This window comes from Pseudomonas sp. FW305-25 (assembly GCF_017351415.1).
GTDB lineage: Bacteria > Pseudomonadota > Gammaproteobacteria > Pseudomonadales > Pseudomonadaceae > Aquipseudomonas > Aquipseudomonas chlororaphis.
In genome coordinates, this window is the sequence record NZ_JACNDE010000007.1 from 153,391 (window position 1) to 171,586 (window position 18,196).

Annotated in this window: 15 protein-coding genes; 6 read left to right on the top strand and 9 right to left on the bottom strand. The window is 65.3% G+C overall.

The window, feature by feature from the left end:
* The first annotated feature begins 2 nt into the window (after window positions 1–2).
* The 3 genes from cobN to J4E58_RS09635 all read left to right on the top strand — a co-directional run bounded on the left by cobN (window position 3) and on the right by J4E58_RS09635 (window position 5,635).
* Window positions 3–3,776, top strand: coding sequence for a cobaltochelatase subunit CobN (cobN, locus tag J4E58_RS09625; RefSeq protein ID WP_087091518.1), 3,774 nt, complete (start codon window positions 3–5; stop codon window positions 3,774–3,776).
* Between the two features lie 177 nt (window positions 3,777–3,953).
* Window positions 3,954–4,961 (top strand): ATP-binding protein, encoded by a 1,008-nt coding sequence (locus tag J4E58_RS09630; protein WP_087091517.1) that lies wholly within the window; start codon window positions 3,954–3,956, stop codon window positions 4,959–4,961.
* A gap of 53 nt (window positions 4,962–5,014) precedes the next feature.
* On the top strand, window positions 5,015–5,635 hold the full coding sequence (locus J4E58_RS09635; RefSeq protein ID WP_172963044.1) for a VWA domain-containing protein: 621 nt from the start codon (window positions 5,015–5,017) through the stop codon (window positions 5,633–5,635).
* Between the two features lie 104 nt (window positions 5,636–5,739).
* On the opposite strand, the gene J4E58_RS09640 is transcribed toward J4E58_RS09635, so the two are convergent.
* On the bottom strand, window positions 5,740–6,963 hold the full coding sequence (locus tag J4E58_RS09640) for an NADH:flavin oxidoreductase/NADH oxidase family protein (protein ID WP_087091516.1): 1,224 nt from the start codon (window positions 6,961–6,963) through the stop codon (window positions 5,740–5,742).
* A 77-nt stretch (window positions 6,964–7,040) separates the two neighbouring features.
* Here J4E58_RS09640 and J4E58_RS09645 point away from each other — a divergent pair, with 77 nt between their 5' ends.
* Entirely contained in the window at window positions 7,041–7,454 is a 414-nt protein-coding gene (locus J4E58_RS09645) for a MerR family transcriptional regulator (RefSeq protein ID WP_087091515.1), read from the top strand.
* An 87-nt stretch (window positions 7,455–7,541) separates the two neighbouring features.
* On the opposite strand, the gene J4E58_RS09650 is transcribed toward J4E58_RS09645, so the two are convergent.
* From J4E58_RS09650 to J4E58_RS09660, 3 genes are all read right to left on the bottom strand, one after another.
* Window positions 7,542–8,897 (bottom strand): LPS O-antigen chain length determinant protein WzzB, encoded by a 1,356-nt coding sequence (locus J4E58_RS09650; protein WP_087091514.1) that lies wholly within the window; start codon window positions 8,895–8,897, stop codon window positions 7,542–7,544.
* A gap of 585 nt (window positions 8,898–9,482) precedes the next feature.
* Entirely contained in the window at window positions 9,483–11,021 is a 1,539-nt protein-coding gene (locus J4E58_RS09655; RefSeq protein WP_087091513.1) for an MFS transporter, read from the bottom strand.
* Window positions 11,018–11,515, bottom strand: a complete 498-nt coding sequence (locus tag J4E58_RS09660; protein ID WP_087091512.1) for a heme-binding protein — start codon at window positions 11,513–11,515, stop codon at window positions 11,018–11,020. The genes J4E58_RS09655 and J4E58_RS09660 overlap by 4 nt, the downstream gene beginning before the upstream one ends.
* Before the next feature lie 103 nt (window positions 11,516–11,618).
* Here J4E58_RS09660 and J4E58_RS09665 point away from each other — a divergent pair, with 103 nt between their 5' ends.
* Window positions 11,619–12,494, top strand: a complete 876-nt coding sequence (locus J4E58_RS09665) for a LysR family transcriptional regulator (RefSeq protein WP_087091511.1) — start codon at window positions 11,619–11,621, stop codon at window positions 12,492–12,494.
* A 65-nt stretch (window positions 12,495–12,559) separates the two neighbouring features.
* On the top strand, window positions 12,560–13,282 hold the full coding sequence (locus tag J4E58_RS09670) for an Imm52 family immunity protein (RefSeq protein ID WP_087091510.1): 723 nt from the start codon (window positions 12,560–12,562) through the stop codon (window positions 13,280–13,282).
* A 52-nt stretch (window positions 13,283–13,334) separates the two neighbouring features.
* Here J4E58_RS09670 and dhaL read toward each other — a convergent pair whose 3' ends face one another.
* The 5 genes from dhaL to J4E58_RS09695 all read right to left on the bottom strand — a co-directional run bounded on the left by dhaL (window position 13,335) and on the right by J4E58_RS09695 (window position 18,191).
* On the bottom strand, window positions 13,335–13,979 hold the full coding sequence (gene dhaL, locus J4E58_RS09675; protein WP_087091509.1) for a dihydroxyacetone kinase subunit DhaL: 645 nt from the start codon (window positions 13,977–13,979) through the stop codon (window positions 13,335–13,337).
* A gap of 3 nt (window positions 13,980–13,982) precedes the next feature.
* Window positions 13,983–14,984 (bottom strand): dihydroxyacetone kinase subunit DhaK, encoded by a 1,002-nt coding sequence (locus J4E58_RS09680; RefSeq protein WP_087091508.1) that lies wholly within the window; start codon window positions 14,982–14,984, stop codon window positions 13,983–13,985.
* Window positions 14,985–15,117: 133 nt separating this feature from the next.
* Window positions 15,118–16,224 (bottom strand): alcohol dehydrogenase catalytic domain-containing protein, encoded by a 1,107-nt coding sequence (locus J4E58_RS09685; RefSeq protein ID WP_087091507.1) that lies wholly within the window; start codon window positions 16,222–16,224, stop codon window positions 15,118–15,120.
* A gap of 39 nt (window positions 16,225–16,263) precedes the next feature.
* Complete coding sequence (locus J4E58_RS09690; protein ID WP_087091506.1) at window positions 16,264–17,022, bottom strand: SDR family oxidoreductase; 759 nt, start codon at window positions 17,020–17,022, stop codon at window positions 16,264–16,266.
* A 146-nt stretch (window positions 17,023–17,168) separates the two neighbouring features.
* On the bottom strand, window positions 17,169–18,191 hold the full coding sequence (locus J4E58_RS09695; RefSeq protein ID WP_087091505.1) for a substrate-binding domain-containing protein: 1,023 nt from the start codon (window positions 18,189–18,191) through the stop codon (window positions 17,169–17,171).
* Between the last annotated feature and the right edge of the window lie 5 nt (window positions 18,192–18,196).

Consider the following 18,196-nt stretch of genomic DNA (forward strand, 5'->3'; position numbering starts at 1 on the left):
TCATGCACCTGCTCAGGACCCAGCCCGGCGGTTTCGTGTCGGATGACAACATTGCCGACCTTGGACAAACCCCCGCCGAGCTGGTGATCCTGTGCAGCGGCGACTCCAGCCTGGCGCTGCTGGCCGAAGCGGCGCAGCAACTGCCAGAGGACTACCCGAGCTTTCGCCTGGCCAACCCGATGCAGGTGCAGAACCATGCCTCGGTCGACCTGTATGTCGACCAGGTGCTGCGCCACGCCAAGGTGATCCTGCTTTCCCTACACGGTGGCATCGCTTATTGGCGTTATGGCATCGAGCAACTGGTGCAGCTGGCGCAGCGCGGCGTGCAGTTGATCCTGGTGCCGGGCGACGATCGTCCGGACCCGGAGCTGAGCGACCTGAGCACGGTGCCCGCCGCCGACCGCGAGCGCCTCTGGCACTTCCTGCGCCAGGGCGGCATGGGCAATGCGCTGAACCTGTACCGCTGCCTGGCCAGTGCCTGGCTGGGGCGCGATTACCATTGGTCCGAGCCGCAGACCCTGCCGCGCACGGCGATCTACCACCCGCACAAAAGCAGCGCCGCCCTCAGCGACTGGCACGCCGATTGGCGGGCCGGCCAGCCGGTGGCGGCGCTGCTGTTCTACCGTTCGCATTTGCAGGCGGCCAACACCGCCTTTATCGATGAGTTCTGCCGGCGCTTGTTGGCGGCGGGCCTGAACCCGCTGCCGATTGCCCTGGCCAGCCTGAAAGAGCCCGGTTGCCTGACGGTGGTCGAGGAGCTGCTGGATGAAGTGCAGGCGGGGGTGATCCTCAACACCACCGGCTTTGCCCAGTCCAGCCCGGAGGCGCCGCACCTGCGGCCGTTCCGCCGCGATATCCCGGTGATCCAGGCCATCTGCGCCCAGGACAACGAACCCGGCTGGCGCGCCAGCGAGCAGGGCCTGGGCCCGCGGGACCTGGCGATGCACATCGCCTTGCCGGAACTGGACGGGCGCATCATCAGCCGGCCCATCAGCTTCAAGGACCTGGCCTGGCGCAGCGAGCGCAGCCAGTCGGACGTGGTCTGCTACCGCTCCGCCCCCGAGCGCATGGATTTTGTCGCCGAACTGGCGCGGCGCTGGGTCGATCTGGCCCGGCTGCCGAATGCTGAAAAACGCATCGCCCTGATCCTTGCCAACTACCCGACCCGCGACGGCCGTATCGGCAATGGCGTGGGCCTGGATACGCCGGCGGCGGCGCTGAATATCCTGCGCGCGCTGCACGCCGAGGGTTATCCGTTGCCGGCCGAGTTGCCGGACAGCGGGACGGCGCTGATCCAGCAACTGCTCGGTGGCGTCAGCAATGACCTGGACAGCCTCGACCTGCGCCCGTGCCAGCAAAGCCTGGCGCTGGAGGAGTACCAGGCCATGTTCGACGCGCTGCCCGAAACCAACCGCCTGGCGGTGACGGAACGCTGGGGCGGGCCGCAAAACGACCCGATGTTCCGCGGTGGGCGGCTGATGATCGCCGGCCTGCGTTTTGGCCTGACCTTTGTCGGCATCCAGCCGGCGCGCGGTTATCAGGTCGATCCGAGCGCGGTCTATCACGACCCGGACCTGGTGCCGCCCCACGGGTACCTGGCGTTCTACTTCTGGCTGCGCCAGACCTACGGCGCCCACGGGCTGATCCACGTCGGCAAGCACGGCAACCTGGAGTGGCTGCCGGGCAAGGGCGTCGGCCTGTCCGAAAGCTGTTGGCCGGACGTGCTGCTGGGGCCGCTGCCGAATATCTATCCATTCATCGTCAACGACCCGGGCGAGGGCGCCCAGGCCAAGCGCCGGACCCAGGCGGTGATCATCGACCACCTGATGCCGCCGCTGACCCGCGCCGAAACCTACGGCCCGCTGCGCGACCTGGAACTGCTGGCCGACGAGTACTACGAAGCCCAGTTGCTCGATCCGCGCCGCGCCCGCGAGTTGCAGAAGGACATTCTCAAGCTGGTGCGGGTGACCCGGATCGACCGTGAACTGCAACTGGACGGACAGCTCGACGGCGAGGCCGACGCGGCGCTCTGGCTGCCGCGCCTGGACACCTATCTGTGCGACCTGAAGGAGTCGCAGATCCGCGACGGCCTGCATGTGTTCGGCGAATCACCGGTGGGCCGTCTGCGTATCGACACCTTGCTGGCCTTGCTGCGCATTCCCCGTGGCGATGGCCGGGGCGCGCAGTCGAGCCTGTTGCGGGCCCTGGCCAAGGCTTTCGAGCTGGGTTTCGATCCGCTGGATTGCGCCCTGGCCGAGCCCTGGGGCGGGCGCCGGCCACAGTTATTGCAGGACATCAGCGAGCAACTGTGGCGCACCGCCGGCGATACCCGCGAGCGTCTGGAGCTGTTTGCCGGGCGCTTGATAGAAGCGGCCTTGGTCGGTGAGGTCGAGCAACTGAACGAGCCCGGCTGGAGCGAGGTCAAGGCGATCATCGATAGCCTGCGCGAAGTAGTGGCGCCGCGCCTGGATGCCTGCGGCCCGGCGGAAATGCGTGGTTTGCTGGATGCCCTGGGCGGGCGTTTCGTGCCGGCCGGGCCCAGCGGCGCACCGAGTCGTGGACGCCTGGACGTGCTGCCCACTGGGCGCAATTTCTACTCGGTGGACGTGCGCAACCTGCCGACCACCACCGCCTGGCGCATCGGTTTCCAGTCGGCCAACCTGATCCTCGAACGGCACCTGCAGGACCATGGCGACCACCTGCGCCAACTAGGCCTGTCGGTGTGGGGCACCGCGACCATGCGCACCGGCGGCGACGATATTGCCCAGGCCATGGCGCTGATGGGCGTGCGCCCGGTGTGGGCCACCGGCAGCCAGCGGGTCGACGACTTCGAGATCCTGCCGCTGAGCCTGCTGGACCGCCCGCGGGTGGACGTGACCCTGCGGGTGTCCGGGTTCTTCCGCGATGCCTTCGCCAACCTGATCCGCCTGTTCGACGCCGCGGTGCAGGCGGTGGCCGCGCTGGACGAGCCGGACGACCTCAACCCGCTGGCGGCCAAGGTCCGCGCCGAGCGTGAAGCGCTGCTGCAGTCCGGTCTTGATGCCGAGGCCGCGCAGCGCCAGGCCGGCTGGCGGATCTTCGGCGCCAAGCCCGGGGCCTATGGCGCGGGCGTGCAGGGCGCTATCGACGCTCGCCTGTGGCAGAGCCGCGAGGACCTGGCCGAGGTCTACCTGAACTGGGGCGGCTACGCCTATGGCGGAGCCGACGAAGGCACCGCGGCCCGTGGCCAGTTCGCCCAGCGCCTGAGCCAGGTGCAGGCGGTGCTGCAGAACCAGGACAACCGCGAGCACGACCTGCTGGATTCCAACGACTACTACCAGTTCCAGGGCGGTATGCTCGCGGCGGTGGAGAGCCTCAGCGGCGAAAAGGCCGCCAGCTACCACGGCGACCACAGCCAGCCGGACCTGCCGAAGATCCGCAGCCTCAAGGAAGAGCTGAACCGGGTGATCCGCTCCCGCGCAGCCAACCCGAAGTGGATCGAAGGGGTGAAGCGCCACGGCTACAAGGGCGCCTTTGAAATGGCCGCCACCGTGGATAATCTGTTCGCCTTCGACGCCACCACCCAGCTCATCGACGATCACCAGTACGCCCTGCTGGCCGACGCCTATCTGCTGGACCCGGCGACCCGTGAATTCATCCGGCAGCACAACCCCCATGCGTTGCGCGACATGACCGAACGCCTGCTCGAAGCCCAGCAGCGCGGGATGTGGCAGGCGCCCGGCGAGTACCGCGAGGCCCTGGAAAACCTGTTGCTGGATATCGAAGAAGATGGCTGATGCCCCTGTAGCCGCTGCCGCAGGCTGCGATCGGGCCCGCAGGGACCGCTGGGGCAGGCGACGCAGCCTGTCAGATAGCAATGCGTCGTCTGTTTTATGCCGACTGCGTCGTCAATCGCAGCCTGCGGCAGCGGCTACAACTATTGATGTTCGTGCATCCCTTTACCGAGAACCGACATGAGCGATACCCCACATTTCCCGCTGTCCGCCGTGGTCGGCGCCGATGACCTGAAACTGGCGCTGTGCCTGACGGCCATCGACCCGAAAATCGGCGGGGTGTTGATCGAAGGCCCGCGGGGCATGGCCAAGTCCACACTGGCCCGCGGCCTGGCGGACCTGCTGGCCAGCGGGCAGTTCGTCACCTTGCCCCTGGGCGCGACCGAAGAGCGCCTGGTCGGCACCCTGGATCTGGACGCGGCGCTGGGCGAAGGCCGGGCGCAGTTTTCCCCGGGCGTGCTGGCCAAGGCCGATGGCGGGGTGCTCTACGTCGACGAGGTGAACCTGCTGCCGGACCACCTGGTGGACCTGCTGCTGGACGTGGCCGCCAGCGGCACCAACCTGATCGAGCGCGACGGTATTTCCCACCGGCATTCGGCCAGGTTCGTGCTGATCGGCACCATGAACCCGGAAGAGGGCGAGCTGCGTCCGCAACTGCTGGACCGCTTTGGCCTGAATGTCGCCCTGAGCGGGCAGACGCCGCCCACTGAGCGGGGGCAGATCATTCGCCGGCGGCTGGATTTCGACAGCGATCCCCAGGGCTTCTGCCAGCAATGGGCCGCCGATCAGGAGGCGCTGCGCCAACGCTGCCAGCAGGCGCGGGGGTTGCTGGCGGAGATTGCCCTGGACGATCGAGCGCTGGAGCGGATCACCGAACGCTGTTTCGCCGCCGGTGTCGATGGCCTGCGCGCGGACCTGGTGTGGCTGCGTGCCGCCCGCGCCCATGCGGCCTGGCGCGGTGCCCGGGCCATCGAGGAACAGGACATAGACGCCGTGGCCGAATTCGCCCTGCGCCATCGCCGTCGTGACCACCCGCCGAGCGCAGCGCATCCGCCGCAGCCGTCTCCCGCGCCATCCCCGGCCCAATCCAGCCCCGCCGAAGGCCAGGGCCAATGGGGCGAATTGCCGGCCCAGGCGCTGGCCACCGGCGCCCGGCGTAAAGTGCCGAGCTGGCCAAAAAAGCCCTAGGCATTCGTCCCCGGTCCGACGCGGGGGCGAATGCCAAGTCCCGCGCCGGGCGGTTGGACAAGGGCAGACAAGGCCGCGCGCGCGCGGCCGTCCACGGCTCGATCAATTGGCCGGGCACCTTGCTCAACGGTCGTCCCCGCCAGCGTGACGATCTGTTGTGGCACCTGCGCAGCCGTTCGCCCCATGAGCTGTGGCTGGTGGTCGTCGATGCCTCGGCCTCGACCCGCCGCCATCAGGCGTTGAGCGATGCCAAGGGCCTGCTGGCCCAGCTGTTCGACGATGCCTACCGGCAGCGCGCACGCCTGGCCTTGCTGACCGCCAGCGGCCGCGCGCCGAACTGGCAGGTGCAGGGCCTGAAGGCCTCGAAGGATCTGCGCGACTGGCTCGACGGGCTGGGAGCGGGCGGCGGCACGCCGTTGCTGGCGGCCTTGGCCGAGGCAGGGCGGTGGCTGCTGTCCCGGCAGAAACGTTACCCGGCCGAGCAGCAGCGGGTGCTGCTGCTCACCGATGGCCGGCTGAAAAGCTTGACTCCCCTGGCGCGCCTGGGTTGCCCGACCCTGCTGATCGATATCGAACGCGGCCCAATTCGCCTCGGCCGCGCCCGCGAACTGGCGCAGCAACTCAACGCGCAGTACCAGCATATCGACGACCCTTCGCAGCCCCAGCTTCCGTAGGAGCGAGGCTTGCCCGCGATAGCGCTGCACCTGACTCAGCGCAGCGCTTGCATCGCGCGCAAGCTGCGCTCCTACAGGTTCGGCGGTGCCCACGATCATCGTATTTACTTGGCCATCGCCTGCCGGTACTGGCGCGTGCGCCTGGCGCTGTTCAACTGGTCGAGCAGCAGCGCCAGCCAGGGGCGTACTTGAGGTTTGGGCGCGCGCCCGCGACTGAGGCGATGCATCTGCAGGCGGACGATGGCCATGGTCGCCAGGGAGGCCAGGGGCTTGCGTTTCCAGCGTAGCGGCGGCAGTTGCGGATGGCTGTGCTGGCCGCTGCGCCAGAGCCGGGGCAGGGCTGGTTCGAGGGCCAGGGCGGTGGCGATGCCGGCCATCGCGATACCGCTGTCCAGCACTTGCTGCACCACCGGCAGGCGGCGGATGCCGCCGGTGACCATCACCGGCATCCGCGCCACGGGCGCCAGTTCGCTGGCCATTTCGATAAAGTAGGCTTCGCGTGCCAGGGTCCGGCCGTCGCGCACCTCGCCCTGCATGGCCGGGGACTCGTAGCTGCCGCCGGACAGCTCCAGCAGGTCCACCGGCAGGCCGTTGAGCATCTCGATGACCTGGCGCGCATCCCCGGCATCGAAGCCGCCGCGCTGGAAGTCGGCGGAGTTGAGTTTGACTGAGACACAGAACGTGGCCGAAACCCTCTCCCGTACCGCCTTGATCACCTCTACCAGCAGACGCGCGCGGTTCTCCAGCGAGCCGCCCCATTGATCGGTGCGGCGATTGGTCAGGGGCGAGAGGAACTGGCTGATCAGGTAGCCGTGGGCGGCATGGATCTGCACCCCGGAAAAACCGGCCTGTTCGGCCAGCCAGGCACTGTTGGCGAAGCGCTGGATGATCTCGGCGATGTCCTCTTCGCTCATGGGCCTGGGTTCGGCGAACATTTTCGAGAACTGCCCCATGTCCAGGGCCACTGCCGATGGCGCCAGGGCCTGTTGGCCGAGGTTGGCCATGGTCTGGCGCCCGGGGTGATTGAGCTGCATCCAGAACTGCGCGCCCTTGGCACGACCGGCACGGGCCCACTGGCGGAACTGCTCCAGGTGCTGCTGGTCTTCCAGGGCCACGCCGCCGGGGCCGGTCATCGCGCGGCGGTCGATCATCACGTTGCCGGTCAGGATCAGCCCGGCCTCACCCTCGGCCCAGGTCTGGTAGAGCCGGATCAAAGCCGCGGAGGGTGCCTGCCGGCGGTCGGCGAGGTTCTCCTCCATCGCCGCCTTGGCGATGCGATTGCCGATCGTCTGGCCGTTGGGCAAATTCAAGGCTTGAAAGGGTGACATGCTTGACTCCTCATCAGTGGAGGCCTGAGGCTAAGCTTAAAGTTAACTTTAATGTCAAGCAGGTTATCGAGGTCGAAATGAACATTGGCCAATTGGCACAACTCAGCGGGCTGGCGGCATCGCGCATCCGTTTTTACGAAGCTCAGGGCCTGCTGCCCCAGGTCCAGCGCCAGGCCAACGGCTATCGCCGTTACCCTCCGCAGATCCTGCAGACCCTGGAGATCATCCAGTGCGCCCAGCAGGCCGGGTTCAGCCTGGACGAACTCAAGCAACTGCTGCCGGGCTGCGAGTCGAGTGACCTTGACCATCAGGCCCTGCTGCAAAGCCTGGAGCGCAAGGTCGGGCAGATCGAGGACATGCAGCGGCACCTGGCCCAGAGCAAGGCGCAACTGCTGGAGATCATCGACAACATCCGCGACCGCCCGGAAGGCATGGATTGTGCCGAGAACGCCGAGCGGGTCATGGCGTCGATCAAGGGTGGGAAGTCCTGAGCAGGTCTGCCTTTGCGGGTACTGAAAACAATTTGGGCGACCGTTGCGGTCGCCCAAAGGGTGTTTCAGATTCGTAGGCCGAACGGCTTACTGTGGTGTGTGGTCGTCTTTGCCTCGAACCTTGCCGGACTGGTCCAGGAGTACTGGGGTTGCGAGCAAGCCATCATGTTCCGATGCACGGTGCGAGCGGATGAAGTGACGAATCAGAGCGATGATCACACTGAGCATCAAGCCCAGTACGACGGACAGCACCATGATCAGTGCTGCTCTCGGCTTGACCGGTTTCACCGGTTGCAGTGCCTTGCGATCGATAGTGACGAGTTTCAGACGATCCATATCGATGTTCAGGTTACGCAGACGGGTGACTTCAGCCCTGAGCGGAAAGACGTCCTTCAGGAAAATGTCTTCGTTGGAACGTTTGTTCAATTCCTGCACTTGGCGGTTGACCTGCAGCATCTGCAATTCCTTACCGATTTCGGCGATACGTTTCTCGGTGAAATCGTCAGAGGTGCGCTTCTGCAAGGCTGCGCGTTCCGCCTCGAGGGTTTCATAACCCATGAAGTACAGCGGGATGTTCTGAGTGTTGACCTCGGTGCGCATGACCTGGACGGAGCCAGCGTGGGCAGCATCAGACATCGAGGACGGTGTGGTCGGAGTGCGGATCCCCATTGACTTGGCGATGGAGATCGCTTCGGCCAGTTCGGCCAGACGATCTTTACGTCGTTCTTTCAACTGCCCGCGTAAGGCCTTGAGTTCGTCCTCGAGCTGCGCGCGGCGAATATTATCGCTTTCGAGCAAGGCAGCGATTTTCGATTCCTTGTCGGTTTCATAGTTGGAGCGCGCCGCGGCAATCTTGCCTTTGAGCTCATTGAGCCGGTTGTTGACGATGACCTTGAGGTCGGCAGCAATGCGATCGCGTTCGGCGTCGATGGCGTATTCGACAAAGCCGTTGAGGATCGCTACCCCGTTTATATCCTTGGGATATTGCATTTCCAGCTTGATGTAACTGCTCAGGGCATTGTCTTTTTTCGGATCTGGCTGAACCAGCTTTATCGAGTCGCGGTTGAAGTCCTCGAAGCTTTGTTCGAGTGTTTGTCCTGGGCGTTTGAAGGCCTGGAACAGATCCTGATGAGAACGGAAGAACTCCAATCGTGTTTCATAGGATTCAAGTGCTGCGCCGACCTTGGACAAGGCATCTGCGGGCGGCAGTTTGTAGACTTCCGAGCGATTGAGGGCGTCGAGTTCATTCAGCGCAGCGGGGCGTAATACGCTGCTGACCTCATATACGCGGGGAGCCAGTATCACATAAGCCAGGCCTGCCAGTGTCACAGCCAGAGTACAGCCAATTACCAGCTTCTTTTGCTGCCAGACGGATTGGAACAACGCAAACAAATCAATTTCATCCGCTTCAGCATTCATCTGAGGCCGGGGAATAATGTTCAAATCAGCACACCCTCTAATTCATGTGAATCCTAACCCTGTCATGCCGTACCCCAGAGGGGGCACGCATGCAGGGCCGCCCCCGTGATGAGGCTCCTTGCCGATGGGCGCCACTCGTTGCCAGAAAAAACCATGAGATGGGGCTGTTTTCTTGCGAGAGATAGTTGGCAGGCCGCTTTCCGAGGTAGGTCCCGGAAATGGCTGTTTCGATGCCGAGCGCTTTTAACGTAACTCTGAATCCTGCAGGCACTTTGCCATTTACGAATGGTGAAGACGTTAAGTGGGGGAATATTACAGGAATGCTCGGGAGGATAAATATATGAATTTAACCGTACCTTCATAATTCGCCTTATCTATTGCTGTTCGGATGGCAAAGCGGCCTGTTTGCCATATGGAAGTTTATCGGTGCCCCATAAGAGGGCGGGTAGGCTTACAAGTTGTGAGTATTTATCTAATAGCCTGGCAGTTGGCCTCAAAAGAATGGGCGATAGAACACCCTGAGGTTTTATTGGTGCCGGGCAGATCATGACTGGCCTGATACAGAGTTGCCGCACCTTGAACGCGAGAGGGGGCGAGCCCCATGAGTGTTCACTCCACACTCAGCGTCAAAGGCCGTGGCTGCGGGATGGGGTTGCGCATCAGCGTACCGACCGTTACCGCCGCCAGCAGCGCCAGCAAGCCGGCCACCCCGAGCACCACGCCGAAACCGTCGACGAAGGCCTGGCGGGCCAGCGGTTCGACCAGTTCTTTCGCGGAGTCGGGCAGCAATGCCAGGGCTGCGGGCATGTCGCCGGCCACCACCCGGGAGGCGATGGCCTGGACCTGGTCGAGCCATTGCGCGGCGCTTTTGCCCAGGCTGGCGAGCAGGCGTTGCTGGGTATGGCTGCCGAGCAGGGCGCCGAACACGCCGATGGCCAGCATGATGGCGCTGAAGCGCATGGTGGTGCTCAGGCCCGAGGCCATGCCGGCGCGGTCGCGGGGCACGCAGGCCATGATGTTTTTCTGCGTGTCGCCATTGAGCAGGCCGGCGCCGGCACCGGTCACCGCGATGGCCAGGGCAAAGCTCAGGTAGCCGCCAGCCTGCACGGCCCAGGCCGCGAGCAGGTTGCCGCAACCGACCAGGGTCAGGCCGGCGGCCATCAGGGTCGCCGGGGCATAACGCGTCGCCAGGCGCACGCCGATGCGCGGGCAGATCAGCATGGTCAGGGCAAATGGCAGCATGCCCAGCCCCGAGGCGATCGCCGAGAAGCCCAGGCCGTTCTGCAGGTAGAAGGGCAGCAGGGTCATCATCACCTGGGCGCAGCCGGCGTAGGCGAACATTCCCAGCAGAGCACCGATAAAGCGCGGATGGCGGAACAGCTGCAGGTCGACCATGGGCCGGCGCTGCACCCGCTCGATCTGCACGAACAGCCCGAGCAACGCCACGCCGCCCAGCAGTCGGGCGTAGGTCAGCGGGTGGCTCCAGCCGATGCGATTGGCTTCGATCAGGCCCCAGATCAGGCACAGCAGGCTGGCGCTGAAGGCCAGGCTGCCCCAGGGATCGAGGCGGGCGGCCTGGGTGTCGCGGGACTCGGGTATCGCGCGCAACACCATCAGCACCAGCAGCCCGCCCACCGGCAGGTTGAGGTAGAAGATCCAGCGCCAGCCGATGAACTCGGTGATCAGGCCGCCGACGGTGGGCGCGGCGGTCATCGCCACGCCCATGCAGGCCCCCCAGAACGCCCAGGCCTTGGCCCGTTCGACCTCGTCATGGAAGGTGTGGCCGATGGTGGCCAGGGCCGAGGTCAGCAGCAGCGCCGCGCCGACCCCCTTGATCGCCCGGGCGATGTCGAGCAACAGCACGTTGGGCGCGGCGCCACAGCCGAGGGAGGCGAGGATGAACAGCCCGAGGCCGCAGAGCAGGGTGCGCTTGCGCCCGAAGCGGTCAGCCAGGCTGCCGGCCGGTAGCAGCAGCGCGGCGAAGGCCAGCATGTAGGCGCTGACCACCCATTCGATATCGGCGAAGTTGGCCCCTAGATCGCGGGCGATGCTCGGCAGGGTCACCGCGACTATGTTGGTGTCGAGCACGATCAGCGAGCACACCCCGGAAGCGGTGAGCAGGGTCAGCCGCGGGCTGGCCGGCCTCATGGCTGCACCCGTTCGCCCAGCGCGGCGAGGGCGGCCTGGGCGATTTCATCGTCGTGGGCCGGGGTGTCGGCGCTGATGCCGATGGCGCCGATCACCTGGCCGTCGACGCGGATCGGCTGCGCGCCTTTCATCATCAGCAGGCCCGAGGTGATGGCCGCCTGGCGCCCGCCGTTGATGGCGTTTTCCAGGTCGCCGGAAGGGCGCTTGAACAATGCCGAGGTCCGCGCCTTGCCCTGGGCCAGTTCGATACCGGCCACCACCGGCGCACCGTCCATGCGCGCGCTGAGGATCGGCCAGCCGCCGTCGTCGACGATCGCCACGGCGCAGGGCCAGCCCTTGGCCGAGGCGGTTTCCTGGGCGGCCTTGAGCAGTTGTTGGGCGGTGGCGAAATTGAGGATTGCCTTCTGGGCAATGTCGGCGTCTTTCTCGGCGGCGAAAGTCGTGGGCACACTGCAGCAAGTGATCATGGCCAGAAACAGTGGTTTGACGTGCATGGCGTGGGCTCTCTACTGTGAAGGTCTGGCCAGCTTATCCCGGGCTTTCGCCCGTTCTGTTAGGCGAGCTGGAGCACTTCATTACCTTTGAGCTAACGCACTTATGGAAATCCGTCATTTCCGCTATTTCCTGGCGGTGGCCCGGCAACGCAATTTCACCCGCGCCGCCGAACAGCTGGGCATCGCGCCGCCAACCCTGAGTCGGCAGATCCAGGACATGGAACAGGCCCTGGGCACCCGCTTGTTTGTGCGCCAGCAGCGCGAGGTCAGCCTGACCGAGGCCGGCGCGGCCCTGGTGCGCGAGGCCGAGGCCACGGTGCGCCAGTTCGAGTTCGCGCAACGTAACGCCCAGCGCGCCGGGCGTGGCGAAATCGGCCATATCGAGCTGGGATACGTGGCCTCGGCGGTGTATTCGGGGCTGCTGCAAAAACAGGTGCAGCGCTTCAGCCAGGACTGCCCGGACGTCAGCCTGAGCGTGCGCGAAAGCCCGATGGCGGCATTGCCCGGATTGGTGGCCGAGGGGCGGTTCGACATCGGTTACATCCGCTCGCCCATGACCCTGCCCGAAGGGGTGGAGGCGGTCCGCCTGGATGGCGAAGGTTTTGTCCTGGCGCTGCCCGCCGAGTCCTGGCTGGGGCGCTTGCCGGAGATCGCCCCGGCCCATCTGCACAACGAGACCTTCGTGCTTCCGGAACAGATCAGCGGCACCTTGCAGGTCGCCGCCGAGGGCGGTTACGCGCCGAAACTGGGGCCGCAACCCGGCGGCCTGGTGGCGGTGCTGGCCCTGGTCTCCCTGGGGCAGGGGGTGGCCGTGGTGCCGGAATCGGTGGTCGGGCACGTGGGGCTGCCCAATGTGTTGTACCGGCCGATCCAGGGCAGCACGGCTTCTTCCTGGCTGTCGCTGATCCACCGCCGCTTCGAAAAGGCGCCAGCGGTGGCGCGGTATATCGAGCAGGTCAGAAGCCCATTGCGGGGGTAGGTGGCGGCGTTCTATCTGTGTTTCTTGCGCCTACGCAAGATGACTTGAGACCGTACGGAGTACTCATGGACACATTCAAGCGTTTCAATTTTAAGCTGAGCTTTGATAAGCAGAAGATTGCCCAGGTTACCGAGCAGCAACAAATCGACAGGAGCCTGGCCTTTCTCAAGGCGATAGGCGAGATCGACCCCATTCTCAAGAACTGGTTCTTGTGCGCCGAAGGCAAGGATGACGGCCTGACGCACAATGTGCTCCTCGATCCGAGCAACTTGCGGCGTGATATAGCCTCCTGGGAAGACTCGGACTTCGACGTCAACGACATGAGTTTTGTGTTGTGGAACGGGATACCCGACCCGCTCAAGGGCGGGCTTTCGATCACCTATCACGCACGAAGCGGCGGTTCGTTGCCCGCGGGCATCGAGTTTTCCGAAGCCGGGACACTGGTCCGTTGCCTGCCGGATCCTCGACAGGGCATTGTCGAGTTGATGAACGCAGCGGTCGATCTCTGGCCGGAAATCTATTGGGGCGTGGCTGCTCCCAACGAGTACTTTCGCAAGCAGCGGGTGTTCCAGGACCGGCAGGCCATCGGCTGGATCGGTTATTGCCCGCACCCTCTATCGGCGGCCGATTTTCCGGAGGTCGCCGAGCTGCGTCCCACTCAATCGAAGGGCACCATTGTCGTTGCCTGCCCCGGCATCATGGACGAGAAGAACGTCCAGCATGTGCAGGTGGTAGGGGACACCGATATCAAGCTGGTGGAACTCGGGCTGTTGCCCGGACGTTATTGAGTCGGCCCGGGCAGGCTCGCTTTTGCAGGAGCGAGCTTGCTCGCGCGGTACTTCAGACCAGGCGCGGTTCCAGCGAGTCCGCCAACTGCGTGAGGATCAGGCAGCAGGACACGGCGCCGGCATCCAGTGCCCCCAGCGAGCGCTCGCCCAGGCGGCTGGCGCGGCCGATCTTCGCCACCAGGTCGCGGGTCGAATCCCGGCCCTGGGAGGCCGCGCTTTTCATCCGTAGCAGGGCTTGCTTGAACGAGGCGCCGCCGGCCGCGGCCTGTTCGAACGCCTCCACCGCGGGAATCAGCGTATCCATCAGGCACTTGTCGCCCACCCCGGCGTCGGTGATGTCCTGCAATGAGCTCAGTCCACCGCGCAATAGCCGGGCGAAGCGGGCGGCATCGATCTGCTGGCAGCCGCGGACTTCGTCGGCCATGCCGATAAACAGGCTGCCGTAGAGCGGGCCCATGGAGCCGCCGATGCCTTCCATCAGGCTCAGGGTCAATTCGTCGAGGGCCTCGGCCAGGTCCAGCTGGCGACCGGCGAGGGCCCGGCCGCAGTGGGCGAAACCCTTGGCCATGTTGATACCGTGGTCGCCATCGCCGATGGCGCCGTCCACTTCGCTGAGGTACTCACGGTTGGCGACTATCACCGTCACCAGGTCGTTCACGATGGCGCCGCCGTCGAGGCTGGAAAAATGCTGGCTCATGGTTCACTCCGCCTGGGTCATGCCGATGGAGCGGCAGGGTTGGTCGATCAGGGTTTTCAGCTCGGCATCCAGGCCCAGCAGGGTCAGGGTCACGCCCATCATTTCCAGGGAGGTGAAGTAGTTGCCGACATAGCAGCGATGGATCTTCAGGCCCCTGGCCCTGAGTTGGCGCTCGACTTCGGCGTAGAAGATATACAGCTCCATCAACGGCGTGGCGCCGAGGCCGGAGACCAGCACCACCACGCTGTCGTCGCGACTGAAGTCGCGATCGGCGAGGATCGGCGCGAGCATGCGCTCGGCCATGGCGGCGGCGGACTCGACCGGCACGACCTGGATGCCGGGTTCGCCATGGTGGCCGATGCCCAGCTCCATCATGCCGTCGGCGATCTGGAAGTTCGGCTTGCCCACCGCGGCAATGGTGCAGGGCGTGAGGCCGACACCAATGGAACGGCACTGGTCGACGGCCCTTTGCGCGACGCCAATCACCCCGTCCAGGTCATAGCCCTGGGCGGCGGCCGCGCCGCCGACTTTCCACATGAAGATCTCACCCGCCACGCCGCGGCGCTTGCCGATCTCCTCACGGGGCGCGGAGGCCACGTCGTCGTTGGCCACCACGGTGCGGATCCGCATGTCCTTGCTGGCGGCCATCTTCATCGCCAGCTTGACGTTCATGTTGTCGCCGGCGTAGTTGCCGTACAGGCAGGCGACGCCCGCGCCCTGGTCGGCGGCGCGGAAGGCGTCGAAGAAGCTCTTGGCGGTGGGCGAGGAGAAGATTTCGCCGACCGCCACGGCGTCCACCAGGCCGGGGCCGACATAACCGAGAAAGGCCGGCTCATGGCCGGAGCCGCCGCCGGTGACAATACCCACCTGGCCGTTCGGAGAGAGGCGGCGCTTGCGGATGACCCGTGGGTTGGCCTCGTATTGGGCCAGTTCGGGGTGGGCCACGAGTATGCCTTGCAGCATGTCCTCGACCACCTGGTCCGGATCGTTGATCACTCGATTCATGACGCGGTTTCCTTGTTCCTGTTAGCTGCACGGCTGTGCAGTGAGTCGCCGGCAAGCTCGCCTCCCGTGGAGGGAGTGGGAGAGTCCGCGGGCGGCGGGCTTGTCGACGAACCGGTTGGAAGGCGGTGGGGCCTCAGGGCTTGAGCACCACCTTCAATGATCGGTCGCCGCGCTCCATCACCGCGAAGGCCTGCTTGAAGTCGGCCAGGGCGAAGGTGTGGGTGACCACGTCGCGCATGTCGATCTTGCGCTTGCCGATAAAGTCGATGGCCCGTGGGTACATGTAGGGCCCCAGGTGCGAGCCGAGCACGTCCAGCTCCTTGCGGTCGCCGATGATCGACCAGTCCACCGTGGCTTCGTCGTTGAACACGCTGAACTCGACGAAGCGCCCGAGCTTGCGCAGCATCGCCAGGCCCTGGTTGACTGCCTTGTGATGACCGGTGGCTTCGATATAGATGTCGCAACCGTAGCCGTCGGTGATCGCGCGAATCTTCTCCAGCACATTCTCATGGGCCGGGTTCCAGACCTCATCGGCGCCCAGGCGCAGGGCCAGCTCGGCGCGCTCGGGCTTCATGTCGAGGACGATCAGGCGCTTGGGGTTGCGCATCCGCACCGCGCCGATGATGCCCAGCCCCAGGGTGCCGGCGCCGGCCACTACCACTATGTCGTCGAAACCGACATCGGCGCGCTCGGCGGCGTGCAGCGAGCAGGCCAGGGGTTCGATAAGGATGGCTTCGTCCGGCGGAATTTCGTCCGGCACTTTGTGCACGATGCCTTCCCTGGTGAAGATCATGTACTGCGCCATGGCGCCCTGGACATTGTTCTGGAAGCCGTACAGGTCGTGCTTCTGGCACATCCAGTACTGGCCGTGGTTGCAGAAGCGACAGCCCCAGCACGGCACTATCTGTTCGGAGATCACCCGGTCGCCGACCCGCACCCCGCGTTTTTCCGCGCCCGGCCCCAGGGCCACCACGCGGCAGACGAACTCATGGCCGGGAATCATCGGCGGCTTGACGTAGCGCGGCTGCTCGGCGTCGCCCCAGAAGGAGGGGGCGCCACGGTAGGTCTTGATGTCGCCCATGCAGATGCCGCACAGCTCGACCTTGGTCAGGATTTCGTCCGGGCCGGGGGTCGGCACCGGCACCTGTTCCAGGCGGTAGTCTTCGGGGCCGTGGCAGACCACGGCCTGCATGGTGCTGGGAATCTCGGGTGACAGGTGTTCGGCGGGCAAGGTGGACATGACGATGGGCCTCACTGCAAGAATGGGAGTAACGCTCGATTACTGGATGCTGTAGCCGCCATCGATCACCACGTTCTCTCCGGTGATCATCTGCGCGGCGTCGCTGAGCAGGTACAGCACCAGCCCGGCGATTTCCTCGGGCTGAGCGAAACGGCCGACCGGGATCTGCGATTTGGCCCGCTCGCCCAGTTCGCCGGCCCAGGCCTGCTTGCCCAGGGCGGTCTCGACTATGGTCGGCGAGACGGCGTTGACGTTGATGCCGTGGGCCGCCCATTCCATGGCCAGGACCTTGGTCATGCCCACCACCGCGGCCTTGCTCGCGCAATAGGCCACGTGCCGGTCCAGGGCGATCACGGCGGCCTGTGAAGCGAGGTTGACGATGCGTCCGCTGCCTCGCTCGAGCATGTGCCGGGCGCAGGCCTGGGCAACGAAAAAGCTGGCCTTGAGGTTGATGTCCAGGGTGCTGTCCCAGGCGCTTTCGCTGACCTCCAGGGCCTTGTCCAGCAGGGCGACGCCGGCGCTGTTGACCAGGAAATCCAGGCGCCCGAAGTACTCGGCGACCCGGTCCACGGCATGCTGCACCTGGCCCAGCTGGCGCAGGTCGAGGGCCAGCCCCAGGTGCCCGTCGCCGAAGCGGGCGGCGATCTCGACGACCTCCGGGTCGCGATCCAGCAGCGCCACCTTGGCGCCGCGTTCCACCAGCAGTGTGGCGCAGGCCAGGCCGATCCCGGCGGCGCCGCCGGTGATCACCGCGCAGCGACCGCTGAGGTCGAAGGCCCGATCCCAGAATCCGGACATGATGTTGACTCCTGTATGGCAAACGAATGGCTGGAAATACCGCTGTCTCGTAGGAGCGAGGCTTGCCCGCGATGGCGGATTCATAGCCACGTATGCGTCGACTGCAAGGACGCTATCGCGGGCAAGCCTCGCTCCTACAGAGGGAGTTATTTGCTGCCGGCGACCTGCTGGTACAGCGCATCGGCGTTGGCGTTGGTCACCGGCACCCACGGCAGGATGTACAGCTTGTCGGTACCGTCACCCCATTTCAGGTCCTGGGCATAACGCTCCCAGATCACCGACTGCGGCTTGTAGTCCTTGCCGGCCAAGGTGCGCAGGGCCACGTCCAGGGCACCCTGGGACTGAGCCTGGGCGTCCTGCAGGAAGGTGGTGATGTCGCCTTTTTTCGCCGCCTGGATCGCATCCGGCATGCCGTCGATGGAGGTCACCGGCACGTCGCTCGGCGACAGGCCGCGGGACTTCACGGCCTGCAGGGCACCGAGGGCCATGTCGTCGTTCTGCGCGATGATCCCGGAGATGCCGCCGTTGGGGTGGGCATTGAGCCAGTCCTCGGTCAGCGACAGGGCCTCGGCGCGGGACCAGTTGGCGGTCTTCATTTCGATGACCTTGATCCCGGGGTTGTTCTTCAGCACCTCCATCTCGCCTTTCTCGCGGTCGATCTGGGCCGACTGGCCGATCGGGCCCTGGATGATCACTACGTTGCCCTTGCCCTGGAGCTTGTCGACCATGGCCTGGGCCTGCAGGCGGCCGCCCTCGACGTCGTCGTTGCCGACATAGGGCACGCTGGCGCTGGCGACCTTGGTGTTGGAAGCGATCACCGGAATGTCGTTTTCCTGGGCGCGGGCCACGGCGCCGACGCCGGCCTTGGTGTCGATCGGCACGAAGATGATCGCGTCGTAGTGCTGGGTGACCATGGTCTCGATCTGGTTGTTCTGGGTCAGGGCGTCGTAGTTGCCGTCGAACACGGTGATCTGCACCATGCCGTCCTTGACCGCCGGATGCTGTTTCAGCTCGCGGACCCAGTTTTGCATGAACTGGCCCTTGAGGCCGTAGACCGCGGCGCCGATCTTGTAGGTCTTGCCCTCGGCCAGGGCCATGCCGCTGGCGAGCAGGGAGGCCGTGGCCAGGGCGAACAGGGAGGTGCCAAAGGTGGTAGGAGAAAGCTTCATGGGGA

What these genes read in the sequence shown, in the direction of transcription:
- cobN (WP_087091518.1), top strand. Translation starts at nt 3, where the DNA reads ATGCACCTGCTCAGGACCCAGCCCGGCGGTTTCGTGTCGGATGACAAC.
- J4E58_RS09630 (WP_087091517.1), top strand. Translation starts at nt 3,954, where the DNA reads ATGAGCGATACCCCACATTTCCCGCTGTCCGCCGTGGTCGGCGCCGAT.
- J4E58_RS09640 (WP_087091516.1), bottom strand. Translation starts at nt 6,963, where the DNA reads ATGTCACCCTTTCAAGCCTTGAATTTGCCCAACGGCCAGACGATCGGC.
- J4E58_RS09645 (WP_087091515.1), top strand. Translation starts at nt 7,041, where the DNA reads ATGAACATTGGCCAATTGGCACAACTCAGCGGGCTGGCGGCATCGCGC.
- J4E58_RS09655 (WP_087091513.1), bottom strand. Translation starts at nt 11,021, where the DNA reads ATGAGGCCGGCCAGCCCGCGGCTGACCCTGCTCACCGCTTCCGGGGTG.
- J4E58_RS09660 (WP_087091512.1), bottom strand. Translation starts at nt 11,515, where the DNA reads ATGCACGTCAAACCACTGTTTCTGGCCATGATCACTTGCTGCAGTGTG.
- J4E58_RS09665 (WP_087091511.1), top strand. Translation starts at nt 11,619, where the DNA reads ATGGAAATCCGTCATTTCCGCTATTTCCTGGCGGTGGCCCGGCAACGC.
- J4E58_RS09670 (WP_087091510.1), top strand. Translation starts at nt 12,560, where the DNA reads ATGGACACATTCAAGCGTTTCAATTTTAAGCTGAGCTTTGATAAGCAG.
- dhaL (WP_087091509.1), bottom strand. Translation starts at nt 13,979, where the DNA reads ATGAGCCAGCATTTTTCCAGCCTCGACGGCGGCGCCATCGTGAACGAC.
- J4E58_RS09680 (WP_087091508.1), bottom strand. Translation starts at nt 14,984, where the DNA reads ATGAATCGAGTGATCAACGATCCGGACCAGGTGGTCGAGGACATGCTG.
- J4E58_RS09685 (WP_087091507.1), bottom strand. Translation starts at nt 16,224, where the DNA reads ATGTCCACCTTGCCCGCCGAACACCTGTCACCCGAGATTCCCAGCACC.
- J4E58_RS09690 (WP_087091506.1), bottom strand. Translation starts at nt 17,022, where the DNA reads ATGTCCGGATTCTGGGATCGGGCCTTCGACCTCAGCGGTCGCTGCGCG.
- J4E58_RS09695 (WP_087091505.1), bottom strand. Translation starts at nt 18,191, where the DNA reads ATGAAGCTTTCTCCTACCACCTTTGGCACCTCCCTGTTCGCCCTGGCC.